Origin of the sequence: Marinobacter sp. JSM 1782161, assembly GCF_011421605.1 — a bacterium.
GTDB classification, from domain to species: Bacteria; Pseudomonadota; Gammaproteobacteria; order Pseudomonadales; family Oleiphilaceae; genus Marinobacter_A; species Marinobacter_A bohaiensis.
Genome location: NZ_WSSA01000002.1, coordinates 2,217,852 through 2,233,383 on the forward strand (window position 1 = coordinate 2,217,852; position 15,532 = coordinate 2,233,383).

Consider the following 15,532-nt stretch of genomic DNA (forward strand, 5'->3'; position numbering starts at 1 on the left):
CCGCCTGGGCGATATCGGTCAGGGCGGAGAATCGCCGGCGTCCTCGCCGTAATCCCTGATGAGGACACTCTGGTCGCCGAAATACGTACTGTCAGCCTTCACAACGATCTGATCCATCATGGCATGCCCGCCCAGGAAATAGCGACCTTCGACGTCAAAGGGATTGACCCGCCCCTTCCCGTACTTGCCGCCCGGCAGGTGTTCCTCCACGTAGCGACGCAGATCCACGATCTCGGAAAAATTGGAGGGGTTCACATCGTACTGGCCAATGCCCTTACTCAGCCCGGACAGGCCGCGCTCAACCTCGATCATTTCGATGACCGCATCGGCAACGGGCTGCGCCGCATACTCGACGCCGGCGTCCCTCAACGCGGCGTGGATCTGGATGCGCTCTCCCGTCGTCAATGAATCCGAGCCTTCCATGATTTCCAGCTTGCCGTCACGCAACGAGAATCCCCAATCCAGGTCCCTGACGGCTTCCGGCATACGCTCCATCGCGTCCAGGTAGCCGGCTTCCAGATCCACCGAAACGGCGGCGATGCCATGCCCATAGAGTTCCATCAGTCGGTTGTAGCGCGCATTCATGGCCTCGGGCGATTCAGATATGTACACCTTCATCTGAGGCTTGTCGTAGGTATCCGGCATCTCCGGATCCTGTTGGTGATAGATCGCCGCAGCAACCTGCTCCGCCACCTGCTCCGTGTCGATATTTCCCGTCTCGGCGACACGCGCCTGGCCGTTGTCGAACAGCTTCTGCGTTCCCAGGATCGAAGTGAGGGCGTCGATGCTCATCCTTGATGCTCCCGTGGAGTTTAATCGGTTATCGGCTGCCCGCACGGTTACTGTAGATTCGGCGATGGCGCATGCCCCGGCGTTGCCGGACCACCACCCGGTCTGTGGATGATTGATCACATAACAAAAAGCCGGGACAAGAGCCCCGGCAAAGAGTTAACTCAAGATACGGAACCGATGGTTACATCGAGAACTTGTGCTGGAAGCCCACACCGAAGGCGGTGTCTTCCAGATCACTGTCGTCGGCTTCCACCTTGGAGTAGTAAGCGAAGACCTTGCTGCCATCACCGACCTTGTAGTCGGCGCCCAAAGCCATCAGGGTCAGCTCGTCGTCGGTCTGGTCCAGGTCGTTCATACCGTACTGGGCCTTGAGCTTGAGGCGGTTGATCTTGTAGGCACCGCTGACCAGGTACGCGGTGTCCTCATAGGACACGCCACCGATGTCGTCCGAGCTTTCGGACTGCTGGAACAGGGCACCCAGTTCGAATGCGTCCATCTTCAGGCCGGCGGCGGCGCGCAGGGTATCGGCTTTCACGTCGTCGCCGTAGTCGTACAGCGTGGTCTCGACTTCGGAGTCGTATGCCAGGGCGGCGTAAAGCATGTCGTTGTCGAACACGATGGAGCTGGAGACCGAATCGGCCGGGCCGTCCTCGTCTTCGGTGCCGGCTTCCTCGCCAGGAATGACCGCCACGTTGACCGTGATCGCATCCGCGAATTCTGGTGTGGAGTACTGCACGATGTTACTCAGGCGCTCGTCGCCACCCATGATGTTTTTCAGGTCGCCTTCCAGGTCGCCGAACTGATCGACGTCGCCCTGGGCCGCCTTGAGCGGGGAATCAAACTTACCGGCAATCAGCGTACCCAGCCTGGCATGGGCAAAACCGCCGTAGATGTTGCGCTGGCTGAAGGTTTCTCCGTCCTTGTCACCGTCATCGACGGAAATCTCGAATTCCGCCTTGTACACCGCCTTCAGGTCATTTACGTCCAGGTCGAGATCGCCCTTTACGCCCAGGCGCGAGGCGTTGCTACGCAGCTCCCAGTCGTCGGCAGTGCCGTCGTCGATGTTCTCGTAGCTGACGTTCACTTTGCCGTAGACAATCGGACCGTTGTCAGCCAGCGCGACCGCGGGAAAGGTGATGAATGAACCTACAGCCAAGGCTAGCAGCTTCTTTTGCATTGTCGTGTACTCCATAATCGCTTGATTGGCGTCTATAACAGACCGGTCTAATATTGAGGACATCAATGACAGTTTCATGACCGTTTCTTGGCGATTTGGCGTCAGACACGACACGCAGGGTTCGGGGCAGGAGGCGCTATCCTAGGCGGCGGATGATGACGGGCAGGTTGCAGTTACGCGTCAGTTTGAAGCGAGGCTTGACCTGGATTTATTCGCATATTCAATGAATTAAAAACGCACATGAGAGACAGGTGGGAAATCGCGGCACTCGGAACGCGCGCCTGTTTCCGTGAATGCGCGGGCGACATACCCGTTATCACGGATTGCCGTGGCAGGCCTGGCGGCCTTTACCATACTGGGGTAGCGACCGATTTCATTCACCAGACCGGCCAGGGGAGTCTCGATGACCCGAACGGCAAAGACCCTGTCTTCGCTTATTTTCAGCATCATCCTGCTGATCGGCGGCAACGCCTTCCTGATGACGCTGCTCGGCCTGCGACTGAGTATCGAGGGCATCAGCCCCGGGGTGATCGGCTGGATTCTGGTGTTCTATTCGTTCGGTTTCGTCGCCGGGACGCTGTTTGCCGGGCGCATCATCGAACGCGTCGGGCACGTTCGCGCGTTCGCGGTGTTCGCGGCAATCCTGGCGGCGTCCGTGCTGATCTATCCGATGGCGGTGCAGGCCGGCCTGTGGGGCGGACTGCGGGCGGTCGGCGGCTTTGTCATGGCCGGGCTGATGATCGTCATGGAAAGCTGGTTCAGCAGCAAGGCGGACAACCGCAACCGGGCCAGCCTGTTTGCCGTGTACCAGATCGTCTTTTTTCTCTCGACCGCCGGCGGCCAGGTGCTGATCCGGGTCGGCGATCCGGCCGGCTATATTCCGTTTTCCCTGGCGGCCATCCTGGTGGCCCTGGCGGTGGTCCCGCTGTCACTTACGCGTCGGGAGTCACCGACGGTGGTCCGGGGCGATCGCATGTCACTCCGGCGACTTTACGGCAAATCGCCGGTGGGCACCCTGGGATCGCTGGTAGCGGGGCTGCTGATCAGCGCTTTCTACGCCATGGGGCCGGTATATGCCAACCGCATCGGGCTCAATGTGAGCCAGGTCTCCGACTTCATGGCCTCGGCCATTGTCGCGGCCATGATCCTGGCCTGGCCCGTGGGGCGGCTGTGCGATCACTTCGACCGCTACCGGGTGATGCTGGTGACGGCGTTGGTGGCCGCCGGTTGCAGCCTTGCCGTGGCGCTGATCGGCGGGCTGAACGCCTGGCTGTTGGTGATCATCGTGGGGCTGTACATGGGCATCAGCGCCACGCTCTACCCCATCGCTGTCGCCATCAGCAACGACCTGATGGACAGCCACCAGATCACCGCCGCCAGCACCGCCCTGCTGCTCAGCTACGGCATCGGCAGCTGCATCGGGCCGGTGGTCAGCTCCATGGCCATGGAGTGGCTGGGGCCGGCGGGCCTGTTCATCAGCAACGCGACGATCCTGGGGCTGTTGATGCTGTTCATGGTCGTCGGCCCGGGTCGCCGCAGGCATCCAAGCGTCGATGAGCAGGAGCACTACTACATGACCACGCCGGAGGTGGCCATCGCCATGGCCGACCTGGACCCGCGCAATCCCGATTTTGAGGAGCATCCGGCGGATGAGGAACCGCAAGCTCCGGAACCAGCGGATACGGACCCCACGCGAGATTGACGCCCCGGTGGCTGACGGTGAGAAGCGAACGGCGCCTGGGACATAATGTCGCACCGCATGGGCGTCGCCGGGGCAAGGCATTAGATTGGGCGTTGAATGTCCGGGGCCCGGCGCCCCAAAGCCCGAATCAAGGAGCCCGCAATGCACCGTCTCTCCAGAACCCTGCTGGCAGGCGCCACCGCCTTTACACTGCTCTCGCCGCTCGCCCACGCCGGCGACATCGACGTATCCGACGCCCGGGTGCGACTGCTGCCAGGGGACGTGCCCAGCGCGGGGTATTTCAGTCTGCATAATGGCTCGGACCGCACCGTCACCCTGGTGGGCGCGTCCAGCGACGCCTTCGGACAGGTGATGATGCACAAGAGCATGGAGAAGGACGGCATGGCGCACATGCACGCCGTGCCCAGCCTGGAGGTCGCGGCCGGCGAAGACATCGACTTTGCCCCGTCCGGCTACCACCTGATGCTCATGAAACGCTCGGCGCCGCTGGCCATCGGCGAACAGGTCACCATCACGCTCGAGTTCGAGCAGCACCCGGCCATGCCGGTCACCTTCGAAGCCGTCTCCCCCGCCGACATGTGAGGCCAATGGCCGGACCACAGGGCCCGGGGCCGCCCTCCACGGCTAAGGCAGCGCTGTCGGCGGATGAATATCCGGATCTCCCGGGCACAACCGCTCCAGCGCGCCTGCGACATCATGTCGCGCGCGGGGCCAACACCGGACACGCCCCTGACCGCGCAAACCGGCTAGAATGCCGGCCATGGAATGGCTCACTCAATCGCAAAGCGGCTATCGGCGCGCCTCCCGTTACCTCCTGGCCATGCGTCTGTCGGTGGTGGGGATGCAACTGGTCACCCTGGTCGTGACGCACACCGTCGTGCCGCGCTACTTCACCCTGTCGGCGCTGATGCTGTGTGCGCTCTACGCGGCGTTCTCGGCGCTGAGCTACACCTGGTTCGTGCGGCGCCCGCCCACCACCGCCTGGGTTGTCGGCGCATCCCTGGTGACCGATCTGGCGCTGATCGCCGGCTGGCTGTTGCTCACCGGTGGCTACGCCAACCCCCTGACGTCCCTGCTGCTGCTCCCCATCGCCGTGGGCATCGTGCTGCTGCCCCTGCGCCAGGGTATCGGTCTGACCCTGATCGGCATCCTCGCCTACGCGGTGCAGATGCGCTGGCCGTCATCAATGGCCGGGCACCATCACAGCGGCGATCTGGCGCAGTTGCACCTGTTGGGTATGGGCGTGGCGTTCGCGCTGACCGCCGTGATCCTGCTGCTGGTGGTGGGCGCCCTGGTCCGGCAGATCCGGGAGCAGCAGACTCAGCTGTCCCGCACCCGTGAAGCGCGGCTTCGAGACGAGCAGGTCATCGCGCTGGGGCTTTCCGCCGCCGGCGTGGCCCATCGTCTGGGCACTCCGCTGAACACCGTCGCGCTGCTGATTGAGGAAATGCGTGCCAACCGGCCCCCGCACAGCGAACGCGAAGACCTGGACCTCATGGAACAGCAGATCAACCTGTGCTGCGATCACCTCCAACAGCTTTCCGACGCCGCCGTGCAGGTCCGCTCGGCCCGCACGGAACGCATCGGCGCTGATCGCTGGATGGCCCGGCTGATGGAATCCGCCACCCTGCTGTGGCCCTCCGGCGCCATCGAGTGGCGTCGCCCCTTCCCGACGACGGCGATTGCCGTGGACGCGACGCTCGATCAGGCCATACTCAACCTGGTGGACAATGCGCTTTCCGCCAGCCCCGACTGGGTCGCGGTCAGTGTTCGGGAAACCGGGGAATCGGCGGTGGCGATCGTGGTGGAGGACCGGGGCAGCGGATCGGACCGGCTGGATGAGGCCGGCCTGGGCAACGATGTCGTCCGGTCCGAGCAGGGCCTGGGGGTGGGTCTGCTCCTCTCCAACGCCACCATCCAGCGTCTGGGGGGAACCCTTAAGGCCATATCGACACCCCGGGGTACGACCATGATCATCGAACTGCCCCACGCGCCGCACGGAGACTGAATGGACGAATCCCCCAACTGGCTGCTCGTCGATGACGACGACGCTTTCCTGCAGGTGCTGCAGCGCTCACTGAAACGCCACGGCGTGAACAGCGCCATCGCGCACACGCCGGACGCTGCCATCGTGAAAACGGCGGAGCACGTCTTCACCCGGTGCGTCCTGGACCTGAACCTGGCCGGCGAGAGTGGCCTGCGCCTGTTGCCGGAACTGCTGTCGCGCAATCCGCGCATGAAAGTGCTGGTGCTGACCGGTTACGGGAGTATTGCCACGGCGGTCGAGGCCATCCGGCGCGGCGCCGTCAACTACCTGTGCAAGCCGGTCACCGCCACGCAACTGATCGCCGGCTTCGACGAACTCAAGGCACCGCGCCCCCTGCGCGACCTGCCGCCATCGATCCAGGAGATGGAGTGGGAGCACATCCAGCGCGTGCTGAACGCCAACCAGGGCAACGTCTCGGCCACCGCCCGCGCGCTGAACATGCATCGCCGCACCCTGCAGCGCAAACTGAACAAACATTCGCTGTGGCGTGAGTAGACCGAAGCAACGCCGACCGAAGGAGAGGCCCGTGACCGACTGGTACGCCATCCCCCTGGGGGACGCCCTGCTGGCCCAGCCGCGTTTGAACGAGCTGGAGGAGACGCTGTCCGCTGTCTACCAGCGGGCCGGTCAGCCGCCGGACATGGCGGCCGGCTACCGGCACCGGTCCGGCGGTGTCCAATGTGAGTTGACGGTGTACCTGACGGCGGCGTTTCAGGCGCATCTCGGCCGGCCGGATGCGCAGTCGTGCCCGGCACCCGACGGGGAAGGGCTGGGATTTCTGGCGGGGAATCGACAGCGGCTGGACCGCGGCGCTGAACAACGCTCAACGCCCGACTGACATTACAGTTTGCCCCGCAGCGCCTCCAGTTCCCGCGTATGCGCCTCAAGCTCCGCGGTCGCTTCCTGCAGTTTGTCACGGCGTTTTTCGATCTTGTCGCGGTCGCCCTTTTCCAGGGCTTCTTCCAGCTCCCGCTGACGCTCGTCCACTTCATCCATGCTCTCGCGGAGTTCGTCCTCGGCATCTTCCAGGAGATCCTGATCGCGGCAATGCGTCTGGATGCTCGCCAGCGCCTGCTCCAGGCCGTCGACGCGGTGAGCGTTGCCCTGCTGCCGGGCGGCGTCCAGCTGGCTTTGTACGTTGGCCTCCCTGGCGTCGCACAGAGGGCCCGCCTGGATCGCGGTGGTCGTGCCCAACAACAGGAGTGTGGCAATCCATTTTCCCGGAACTCGTCGCATTCTAACGTCCTTATTCTGTCTTCGGATTTGGGCGTCAGCCATTACTAGCAGCATCACGGGGAAAATCATAGAGCCGGCACCATCGTGTATGCTCAACCGCATGACGCTCGCCCGAACCCGGAGATCCGCTGTTGCCTGAACTGAAAACCCTCGCCCTGTTCCTGGTCACCGCCCTGGCCGAAATTGTTGGCTGCTACCTGCCCTACCTCTGGCTGCGCGAAGGCCGGAGCATCTGGCTGCTGGTACCGGGCGCCCTCAGCCTGGCGGCCTTCGCCTGGCTGCTGTCACTGCATCCGACCGCGGCGGGACGAGTCTACGCGGCCTACGGCGGCGTCTACATTTTCATGGCTATCCTGTGGCTGTGGGCGGTGGACGGCATTCGCCCGACGGTCTGGGATCTGGTGGGTTCCGCCGTCGCGCTACTCGGGATGGCCATCATCATGTTTGCTCCCCGCGGTAGCTGATGGCCATTGGCAACGAGTGTTGCTCGTCTACACTGCCGGGGGGATCCATCAACAGAACGATCGCTCACGGAGGAACGAATGAAAGTCCGACGCATCATGGCCAACATCACCACAGCGGACTTCGACGCCGCCCAGGCCTTCTACGGCGACATCCTGGGGCTGGAACGGCTGATGGATCACGGCTGGTTCCAGACCTATGGATCACAGGAAAAGATGATGGTCCAGCTCAGCTTCGGCCGTGAAGGCGGTTCGGGCACGCCGGTGCCTGACCTGTCCATCGAAGTGGACGACCTCGACACCGCCCGGGCCCGATTCCAGGCCGCCGATATACCCATCGAATACGGCCCGGTCAGCGAACCCTGGGGCGTGCGCCGGTTCTTTGTCCGCGACCCGTTCGGGCGGCTGGTTAATATTCTGGTGCACAGCGACTAGCGCCCCATAACCACCCGGTTTGCACCTACACTGAAGAAGCCGCGCTTGACGGCATCCCCCCGGTCCGCATGGAGAAAGGAATCATGGCAACCCAGCATTCGCCTTCCGACGAAGCCCCCCGCCCTATTCCGCAGGAAGCCTTCGATTGGTACGACGCCTATGCCCACGGGCTGATGGATCGCCGGACCTTCATCAACAAGCTCGGTACCCTGACGGCGCTGGGCTTCAGCATGAGCGTGCTGACCTCGGCGCTGATGCCCAACTACGCTGAGGCGGAACAGGTGTCGTTCAACGACGACCGGATCACCGCGACCTACACCCTGTTCCCGTCGCCGCTGGGCCATGGCGAGGGGCGCGGCTACCTCGTAGTGCCGGATGCTCTCGCGGGAACGGCGCCGGTGGTGCTGGTGGCCCACGAGAACCGGGGCCTGAATCCATACATCGAGGACGTGGCGCGGCGCCTGGCCATCAAGGGCTACGTGGCCTTCGCGCCGGATGCGCTGTATCCGGTCGGCGGGTATCCGGGGAACGACGACGAAGGGCGCGCCCTGCAGGCCAGTCTCGACCGGGCCAGGATCGAGGAAGACTTCATCGCCGCGGCCCGCTTCCTCAGGGCCCATAAACTCAGCAACGGCAAGCTGGGCGCTGTCGGCTTCTGTTTCGGCGGTTACATCTCCAACATGCTCGCCGCCACCCTGGGCGACGACCTGGACGCCGCCGTTCCCTTCTACGGCACCCCCGCCGACGCCTCCCTGCAAAGCGGAATCCGCGCCCCGCTGATGCTGCACTTCGCCGGCCTCGACAATCGGGTCAACGCCACCTGGCCGGATTACGAAGCCAACCTGAAGACTCATGGCGTGGACTACACCGCGCACACCTACGACGGCGTCAACCACGGCTTCCACAACGACTCCACCGGCCGCTACTCGGAAGAGGAAGCGGAGCTGGCCTGGTCGCGGACGCTGGACTTCTTCGCCGAACATCTGAGCTAAGACAGCTTTCGAGCCCCGAAGCCGCCAGGACGCGGCCTCGGGCTATCCCCCAAGCCTACCGGTACTGTCCCGGGACTGCCCCATCCGGGACGCCCGCCGCCATGTGCAGAACGCCCATCACAGCCTGACTTCAACAGCCCCGCTAATTTCGATACATATTGTCAACATTTTTGGTATACCATATTACCGTAATAGCTGTAGTCTCTCTTGAGCGTTGTGTTGTCGTGCTGGAGAAGCGTGAATAATGAATATCAAGCAGAAACTGACCCTGGCCTTCTCGGTAATCGCCTGTGTGCCGTTGATCCTGGTGGCCGTATTGATTGTGATGAGCCTGCGCGACGAGGCGCGGCAGGGTTTCCTCGATAGCAGCAGCCGGGAGATCCGGCAGGTGGACAACGCCATGACGTTGTTCTTCCAGGCTATCGAACAGAATGTGAACTACCTCGCCCAGCATCCGTTGCTGGAAAACATTCATGAAGGCGGCCTCAAGCGTTACCTCGACAAGGACGCCGCGCAGCGGCCTCCCGGCGAACAGGACGCCGACATCTTCCAACTTTTCGACGAGCTGGCGCAGAGCCATCCGGCGTACGCCTACATCCAGCTGGGTGTCAGGGATGGTGGCTACCTGTTCTGGCCGGGCGGGGAGCTCAGCGACTACGATCCGCGCTCACGCCCCTGGTACCAGAGCGCCATGGCCAAACCCGGTGAAACCTTCCGCACCAACGCTTACTACTGGGCGGCGGATGACGTGTCGCTGATCAGCACGGTACGCATCTTCGGCAACGATCTCGGGCACAACGGGGGCGTGGTCAACATCGATGTCTCCCTCAAACAGCTCACCGACATCGTCAAGCAGATCAGGCTGGGCGAGAGCGGGTACCTGATGCTGGTGGAGGGCAACGGCAACGTGCTAGTGGATCCGCGCGAGCCGGACCATAACTTCAAGCAGCTCGGAGCCATCGGCGACGATTACGCGCCCCTGGTGGACGCCAAACCGGGCCTGGTGTCGCTGGAGATCGACGGCGAACGTTACATGGCCAACGTCTGGTCGTCGAACGCCCTCGGCTGGCGTTTTATCGGGCTGATCCAGCAGGATGAGGTGATGAGCAGCGCGACCCACCTGACCTGGCTGATCGTCGGCATGGCGGCGGGTCTGGCGTTGCTGTTTGCGGTGGTCGGCGCCTTCTTCGCCAATATGATCGTGCGGCCGATCCGCGCGGTGACCCAGGGACTGGAGGGCATTGCCCAGGGCGAGGGCGACCTGACCACCGACCTGCCCGTGCGTGGACGCGACGAAACCGCCAATCTGGCGGGCTGGTTCAACCAGTTCCTGGGCTCCATCCGCGACCTGGTGCAACGCATCGGCCACGCGGCCGCGCAGATCAACAGCACCTCGGATCACTCCACCGGCGTCTCGGTGAAAATGGCGGAAGCCGCCTCGCGTCAGCGCGAAGCGGTGGAGATGGTGTCCACGGCTTTCCACGAGATGGTCGCCACGTCCAACGAAGTGGCCAAGTCCTGCACCCAGGCCGCAACCTCGGCCGAAACCGGCCAGAGTCAGGCCCACGACGGCCAGCGCCAGATCGATGCGGCGGTCAGCAGCGTCGACCGACTCAGCGGCGAAATCGAGAGCTCAGCGGAGTCCATGCGCCAACTGGCCAATGAGAGCAGCGCGATCCAGTCCATTCTCGACACCATTCGCGGCATCGCCGAGCAGACCAATCTGCTGGCCCTGAACGCGGCCATCGAGGCCGCCCGGGCCGGCGAGCAGGGACGCGGTTTTGCCGTGGTGGCCGAAGAGGTTCGCTCTTTGGCAGCACGCACCTCGGACTCCACCACCGAAATCGACACCCTGCTGGGCAACCTGCTTGCGCGCACCCACGACATGGCCCAGCAAATGGACGCCAGCCTGGACGTGTCCCGGGACACGGTCAGCCAGATCAACCTCACCCGCGAGAGCTTCGAGCGCATCCGCGAATCGGTGGACGTGATCCGGGACATGAACACCCAGATCGCCACGGCGGCGGAGGAGCAGCATCAGGTGGCGGAAGACATCAACCAGCACATCAGCCACATCCACGGCGATGCCCAGCAGGTGGCCGAACTGGCCCAGGCCACCAGCGGCGATGCCAGAAGCCTGACCACGCTGTCCGACGAGCTCAACGGCCTGGTGCAGCGCTTCAGGACCTGAGGCCCCTTTCATCCGCTCCCTGAGCAACCAGGGAACGATACGGTCATCCGATCGTCGGCGCTCGCCGGCGGTCGGTCGAAACGGATTCGACAAGCCCGACCCGGAGGAACACACCCATGCCCAAAGCGACGTACCGCCCCGCCGCGACACGTCTGTCCCGCTGGCTGCGGCCGGCTTCCCTGCTGCTGGCCCTGTTGGCGGCCACGCCCACCCGGGCGGCCGTGGATTTCCACATCTTCACCGACAACTACCCGCCCTACAGCATTTCCCAGTCCGGTCAGAGTTACGCCCACAAGGCGGAGGACATCGGCGGGCTGTGTACGGATATCGTCAAAGTCATCATGGCGCGAGCCGGTTACAGCTACGCCATGAAGATCCGCGAGTGGAACTTCGGCTACAAGTGGGTCCAGGAACACGCCGACCACGCCCTGTTCTGCACCGCCCGCAACGCCGAGCGCGAGGACAGCTTCCAGTGGGTCGGCCCGCTGGCGCAAATGCGCTGGACGCTGTTTGCCGCGCCGGATTCGACGCGGACCCTGGCCGCGCTGGACGACGCCCGCGGGCTGAAGATCGGGGGCTACAAGGGCGGGATTATCAGCAAGTACCTGTCGGAGCAGGGCCTGGACGTGATTACCTCGGGTATCGACCGTCAGAACCCGTTGCGGCTGGCCCAAGGCCAGATCGACCTCTGGGCCACCGATGGTTTGACCGGCCCGTTGATTGCCGAACAGGAAGCGGGCATCACCGGGCTTCGGCCGGTGCTGTCGTTCGGCGAGACGCCTTTCTATCTCGCCATCAGCAAGCAGACGGACCCGGCCCAGGTCGCCCGCCTGCAGGAAGCCCTGGACGACGCTCGCCAGGACGGCACCGTCCAGGCGATCGAGGCACGCTACGGGCTTTGATGGCCGCGCCACACGGCCGCGATCGGACGAACCGGCCGTCGCTCGACCCTATCGGGCCTGGGTGCGTTCCTCCGAAGCGGAGGTGGGCACCAGCGCCCGGGTGAGGTCCTTCATGTCGAGGGTACCGACCGGCTCGCCGTCCCGCACCACCCGGAAGCTCAGGCTGGTGTCGCCGCCGGAGCGGCCCAGCACGGATTCCAGGTTGTCGGTCTCGACCAGGTCGCCGGCAAAGCCATCGCCGGCAGGCAGCCCCGGTGTCATCACCGAACGCACGCGCAGCACGCGGGCGCGGTTGATGTCGGAGATGAAGTCGACGATGTAGGGATCGTTCGGGTTCATCAGGATGTGCTGCGGATCGCCCTGCTGCACCACCTCGCCGTCCTTGAGGATCACCAGGTGGTCCGCCAGCTTGAGCGCCTCGTCCAGATCGTGGGTGATGAACACGATGGTCTTGTGCAGCTCTTCCTGCAGTTCCAGCAGCAGGTCCTGCATGTCCGACCGGATCAGCGGGTCCAGCGCCGAGAAAGCCTCGTCCATCAGCATGATGGGCGCGTTGGAGACCAGCGCCCGGGCAATGCCGACACGCTGCTGCATGCCACCCGAAAGCTGGTGCGGGTACTGCTCCTCGTTGCCTTCCAGCCCCACCCGGGCCAGCCAGTGGCGGGCATCCGCCTCGAAGTCACGGGTGGTGACACCGCGCACATCCATCGCCATGCCGGCGTTCTCCAGCACGGTCCGGTGCGGCAGCAGACCGAACTTCTGGAACACCATCGACATGTGCTCGCGGCGCATCTGGCGCAGCTCGTCCTGGCTTTTCTGCAGCACGTCCTGGCCGTCCGCGACGATCTGGCCGGCGGTGGGCTCGATCAGCCGGTTGACGTGGCGGATCAGGGTCGATTTACCGGACCCGGACAGCCCCATGATCACGGTGATCTCGCCTTCGCGCATATCGATGTTGATGTCGCGCAGACCCAGCACGTGATTGAAGCGTTCCTGCAGTTCGGCCTTGCCCATGCCCTTCTTGACGTGCTCCAGGGCCAGTTCCGGCTCGGCGCCGAAGATCTTGTACAGGTTCTTGATCGAGATCTTGATGTTCTCTGACACGATGATTCCTCCCTACTGCGACTGGGCGGCGTTGATGCGCGCCAGAGATGCCTTGGTCACCCGGTCCAGGATCACCGCCAGGATCACGATGCCGAGGCCGGACACCAGCCCCACACCCAGTTCCAGGTTGCGGATACCGCGCAGGACCAGTACGCCCAGCCCCGGTGCGGACACCAGCGAGGCAATAACCACCATCGCCAGACTCATCATGATGGTCTGGTTCACGCCGGCCATGATGTTGGGCAGCGCCAGCGGGATCTGCACCTTGAACAGCTTCTGCCGCGGGGTCATGCCGAAGGCATCGGCGGCCTCGATCACATCAGTGTCCACCAGGCGGATGCCCAGGTTGGTCAGGCGCACCACCGGGACGATGGCATAAAGAATGATGGCGATGCCGTAGAGCTTGGACTCGGTCACGCTGAACAGGAAGATCAGCGGAATCAGGTACACGAACGGCGGCAGGGTCTGGAGCATGTCCAGTACCGGGATCGTCAGCCGCTGCATCATGTTGCTGCGGGACATGGCGATGCCGATGGGAATACCGATGAGCACACAGATAAACGCGCAGACGAAGATAATGGAGAGCGTCTGCATGGCGTAGTCGTAGTAGTCGATGAACGACAGCAGCATGATGCTCCCGGCCACCAGCGATACCAGTTTCCAGGAACGGGTGACCACGAAAACGATGGCCATCAGCACCGGAATGACGATCCACCAGGGGGTGTGCAGCATGCCGTAGAGGGCGCCGTCCAGGGCCCAGCTCAACGGCTGGGTGATGGGGTCCAGCACGACGCTGAGGCCGTCCTTGATATTCAGGAAGCCCTGCTCCAGGCCCTGGGTCAGATCCCGGGACTGGGGAAAGGCGGAACAGGATTTGTTGAGCGCATCCATGGACGGGAACGGCAGGTCCCAGATGCTGGTGTCGGTCGCGGCTTCCTTGCCCTGGGTTTTGGAGAGCAGGTCCGCCATGGAGGTCGGCGCGCTGCTCTCACTCTCGGAACACCACTCGCTGAGCCCGAGAGACGAGAAGAGAAAATCGTAGGTTGCCATGGTGTTATGTCCGCGGACGAAGCCGCCAGATGATGGATAGGGGAAAGAGAGGAGATCGGGCGGGAGCAAAGACTCCCACCCGGTCGAACCAGCCTGATCAGTTGTTCAGCAGGGCCGACAGATTCTCGCGTGCGGAATCGTTCAGCCACTGGGACCAGGTGTCCGGGTTGTTCTGCAGGAAGTACACAGCCGCTTCCTCGCCGGACGCGCTGTTGGCATCCTTCCAGGCCAGCAGGGCACTCATCTCGCTGGTCTTGAAGTGCAGCTTGCTCAGCATGTCGGCAACGGCCGGCTCACGCTCCTTGAAGTCGGTGGTGACGGCGGTCAGGACCGGCGCCGCCGGGAACGCGGAGACACCCGGGTTCTCGGCATCCGGCGTCTGGTTGGCTTCGTGCACCTCCGGCTTGTACTCGCCCATGTCCACTTTGGTCATGTCGTACTTGCCCAGCGGCACGGTCGGGCCCCAGTAGTAGCCGAACCAGGGCTCCTGGTTCTCGTAGGCGGAGCCCATGGAGGACGCCAGGGTTTCACCGGAACCGTGGTTGAACACTTCGATGCCGGAGGACTCGAGGTCCAGGGCGCGGATCAGGTTGTCGCTGACCACACGGCAACCCCAGCCGTCCGGACAGTTGTTGAAACGGTTACCCACCAGCTCAGGATGCGCCATCACGCCTTCGATGGTTTTCAGCTCGGGATGCTCTTCGGCCAGGTAGGTCGGGATCCACCAGCCTTCAACACCACCCGGGCGCAGGACCTTGCCCAGACGCTCGATCTTGCCTTCGGATTCCAGACGGTCGAAGACCTTGCCCGTGGAGTTGACCCACAGTTCGGTGACGATGTCCGGCTCGCCGTTCTCGGCGACGGAGGTGATGGCCGGCACGGTGTCGGACGGAACCACCGACACATCACAACCGTAGCCCTGCTCCATGAGGAACTTGGCCACGTTGGTGACCACCTCGTTGGAGGCCCAGTTCATCTGGGTGATGGAAACTTCACCGCACTCATCGGCTTGCGCCAGGGACGGAAGTGCAATCGTGGGAAGAGCAGCCGCGCACAGCAAAGCCGCTTGAGTCAGCTTACGCATAGCTTGATCCTTATTTTGGAAGTTTTAGGGGACTTTTTAATCGGTTTTCAGGTGCTTCGGGATAACACAGGATGACAGGCCCGACAGACGGCCCCTGATCGTTAAACGATCGGAAACAGGGAGGGAAGTGTTGGAGGTTTTTTAAGCCTCAAAGCAAATGCCTTTCGCAAAAGTTCGCGACCAAGGTTAAGCATTTCTCATCAAGATGCAAGCGGATGGCAACATTTCGACGCCAAAAACCACAAAAAAGCAAGTGATCACTATCGCTAACAGCGTGCTTATAGCACCCTTGGCATGCCAGAATTACTTAGAACTCAAAAAATCTCCGGTGGTCCGTAAGCATTCGCTTACTTCCATGC

Annotated in this window: 16 protein-coding genes; 10 read left to right on the top strand and 6 right to left on the bottom strand. The window is 63.2% G+C overall.

The features are described from left to right. Nucleotides 1–18: 18 nt before the first annotated feature. Nucleotides 19–792: a hypothetical protein gene (locus tag GQB00_RS09915; RefSeq protein ID WP_207950654.1), complete on the bottom strand. Its 774-nt coding sequence runs from the start codon at nucleotides 790–792 to the stop codon at nucleotides 19–21. A 181-nt stretch (nucleotides 793–973) separates the two neighbouring features. Next, nucleotides 974–1,948, bottom strand: a complete 975-nt coding sequence (locus GQB00_RS09920) for a porin (protein ID WP_228160493.1) — start codon at nucleotides 1,946–1,948, stop codon at nucleotides 974–976. Between the two features lie 424 nt (nucleotides 1,949–2,372). On the opposite strand from GQB00_RS09920, the gene GQB00_RS09925 reads away from it, so the two are divergent. The 5 genes from GQB00_RS09925 to GQB00_RS09945 all read left to right on the top strand — a co-directional run bounded on the left by GQB00_RS09925 (nucleotide 2,373) and on the right by GQB00_RS09945 (nucleotide 6,556). Then, entirely contained in the window at nucleotides 2,373–3,671 is a 1,299-nt protein-coding gene (locus tag GQB00_RS09925) for an MFS transporter (RefSeq protein ID WP_111494158.1), read from the top strand. Nucleotides 3,672–3,812: 141 nt separating this feature from the next. Then, entirely contained in the window at nucleotides 3,813–4,253 is a 441-nt protein-coding gene (locus GQB00_RS09930) for a copper chaperone PCu(A)C (protein WP_165856099.1), read from the top strand. A gap of 178 nt (nucleotides 4,254–4,431) precedes the next feature. Continuing rightward, a complete protein-coding gene (locus GQB00_RS09935; protein ID WP_165856100.1) occupies nucleotides 4,432–5,679 on the top strand; it encodes a sensor histidine kinase in 1,248 nt (415 codons plus the stop codon). Continuing rightward, nucleotides 5,680–6,213: a response regulator transcription factor gene (locus GQB00_RS09940; RefSeq protein ID WP_165856101.1), complete on the top strand. Its 534-nt coding sequence runs from the start codon at nucleotides 5,680–5,682 to the stop codon at nucleotides 6,211–6,213. Nucleotides 6,214–6,244: 31 nt separating this feature from the next. Continuing rightward, a complete protein-coding gene (locus GQB00_RS09945) occupies nucleotides 6,245–6,556 on the top strand; it encodes a hypothetical protein (protein ID WP_165856102.1) in 312 nt (103 codons plus the stop codon). Between the two features lie 2 nt (nucleotides 6,557–6,558). On the opposite strand, the gene GQB00_RS09950 is transcribed toward GQB00_RS09945, so the two are convergent. Further along, complete coding sequence (locus GQB00_RS09950; RefSeq protein ID WP_165856103.1) at nucleotides 6,559–6,954, bottom strand: DUF1090 domain-containing protein; 396 nt, start codon at nucleotides 6,952–6,954, stop codon at nucleotides 6,559–6,561. Nucleotides 6,955–7,085: 131 nt separating this feature from the next. Here GQB00_RS09950 and GQB00_RS09955 point away from each other — a divergent pair, with 131 nt between their 5' ends. The 5 genes from GQB00_RS09955 to GQB00_RS09975 all read left to right on the top strand — a co-directional run bounded on the left by GQB00_RS09955 (nucleotide 7,086) and on the right by GQB00_RS09975 (nucleotide 11,935). Further along, nucleotides 7,086–7,418 (top strand): YnfA family protein, encoded by a 333-nt coding sequence (locus GQB00_RS09955; RefSeq protein ID WP_111494148.1) that lies wholly within the window; start codon nucleotides 7,086–7,088, stop codon nucleotides 7,416–7,418. A 78-nt stretch (nucleotides 7,419–7,496) separates the two neighbouring features. Continuing rightward, the gene (locus tag GQB00_RS09960) at nucleotides 7,497–7,850 is read left to right on the top strand and encodes a VOC family protein (protein WP_165856104.1); all 354 of its coding nucleotides are present in this window, start codon (nucleotides 7,497–7,499) and stop codon (nucleotides 7,848–7,850) included. A gap of 83 nt (nucleotides 7,851–7,933) precedes the next feature. Beyond that, nucleotides 7,934–8,842, top strand: coding sequence for a dienelactone hydrolase family protein (locus tag GQB00_RS09965; RefSeq protein WP_207950655.1), 909 nt, complete (start codon nucleotides 7,934–7,936; stop codon nucleotides 8,840–8,842). A gap of 244 nt (nucleotides 8,843–9,086) precedes the next feature. Then, nucleotides 9,087–11,033 (top strand): methyl-accepting chemotaxis protein, encoded by a 1,947-nt coding sequence (locus tag GQB00_RS09970; protein ID WP_165856106.1) that lies wholly within the window; start codon nucleotides 9,087–9,089, stop codon nucleotides 11,031–11,033. Between the two features lie 116 nt (nucleotides 11,034–11,149). After that, a complete protein-coding gene (locus GQB00_RS09975; RefSeq protein WP_165856107.1) occupies nucleotides 11,150–11,935 on the top strand; it encodes a substrate-binding periplasmic protein in 786 nt (261 codons plus the stop codon). Between the two features lie 48 nt (nucleotides 11,936–11,983). Here the strand turns inward: GQB00_RS09975 and GQB00_RS09980 are convergent, their stop codons facing one another. The 3 genes from GQB00_RS09980 to GQB00_RS09990 all read right to left on the bottom strand — a co-directional run bounded on the left by GQB00_RS09980 (nucleotide 11,984) and on the right by GQB00_RS09990 (nucleotide 15,173). After that, complete coding sequence (locus GQB00_RS09980) at nucleotides 11,984–13,039, bottom strand: quaternary amine ABC transporter ATP-binding protein (protein ID WP_111494138.1); 1,056 nt, start codon at nucleotides 13,037–13,039, stop codon at nucleotides 11,984–11,986. Nucleotides 13,040–13,051: 12 nt separating this feature from the next. Further along, entirely contained in the window at nucleotides 13,052–14,089 is a 1,038-nt protein-coding gene (locus GQB00_RS09985) for an ABC transporter permease (RefSeq protein ID WP_111494136.1), read from the bottom strand. A 97-nt stretch (nucleotides 14,090–14,186) separates the two neighbouring features. Further along, a complete protein-coding gene (locus tag GQB00_RS09990) occupies nucleotides 14,187–15,173 on the bottom strand; it encodes an ABC transporter substrate-binding protein (protein WP_165856108.1) in 987 nt (328 codons plus the stop codon). Nucleotides 15,174–15,532 lie beyond the last annotated feature (359 nt).